General features: G+C 67.9%; 1 pseudogene. It reads right to left on the minus strand.

Annotated elements, in window-relative coordinates:
- Window positions 1-23: 23 nt before the first annotated feature.
- A pseudogene (locus ACZ7RU_RS37030) lies at window positions 24-1003 on the minus strand (IS5 family transposase).
- Window positions 1004-1080 lie beyond the last annotated feature (77 nt).

Raw genomic sequence — 1080 nt, forward strand, 5'->3', positions numbered from 1 at the left:
CTAGGGCCTGTGTGAGGTTGTGATCAGTCGGTCGTCCGCAGGAGGTCGTCGATCCAGATCATCGAGGCGCGGAGGTGGAGGCCGGCGAGGTAGCTGTCGGGTGTCTTGTCGCAGCGGGTGGCGATGCCTCGCCAGGCCTTCAGCTTGTTGATCAGGCGCTCGACGGTGTTCCGCTCCTTGTAGAGGTCGGCGTCGTGGCCGACCGGCCGACCGCCTCGGCTGCCCTTCCGCTTCCGGCTCGCGGCCTGGTCCTTCTTCTCCGGTATGACCGCCTTGATCCGGCGTTTGCGCAGGTAGGCGCGATTGCTGCGGGAGGAGTACGCCCTGTCCCCGGCGACCGCACCGGGCCGGGTGCGAGGGCGGCCGATGGGCAGGCGAACCCGTACCTTCTCAAGCACGGGGATGAACTGTGGGCTGTCCCCGGCCTGCCCTGCGGTCAGGACGAGCGCCAGCGGCCGGCACCTGCGGTCGGCGGCCAGATGAACCTTGCTGGTCAGCCCGCCCCGGGAGCGGCCGAGGAGGGCTTCCTTCAGGCGGAGTTTGCGCCGGAGTCGGACGCGTTGCCGTTCCTGCTGTCCGTTCTGTTCCCGCGGTTCGCCCCCTTTTGCCGGGCCTCTTCCTGCTCCCGCGCGGCCTCCTCCAGGGCCTCCATGACGTCCTCGCCGACGAGCATCCCGGCGGCATCGTGGTGGGCTCGAACAGACGTGGAATCCACACTGACCAGCGACAAGTCCGCTTTCCCCTCGCGAGCGGCCTCGGCAATCAGGCCTTCCAGCAGGGCGGTGAAGACGCCCGCGTCCCGCCAGACCCGGAACCGACCGTAGACCGTCGGCCAGGGGCCGAACTCGGAAGGCATCTCCCGCCACTGAGCGCTGGAGCGGAACCGCCAGATCACCCCCTCGAACTGCTCCCGCAGCCGCTCGGGGTACGGCCCGAACCTGCCGACCGGCAGATAGGGCTCGATCAACTTCCACTGATCATCCGTGAGTTGCCTACGCGTCACAGACACAGTCGTACCGGGTTTCACCCTCGGACGAAGGCAGAACCCGAAGACTGATCACAACCTCACACAGGCCCTAG

It is taken from the genome of Kitasatospora sp. NPDC114501 (genome assembly GCF_055633695.1).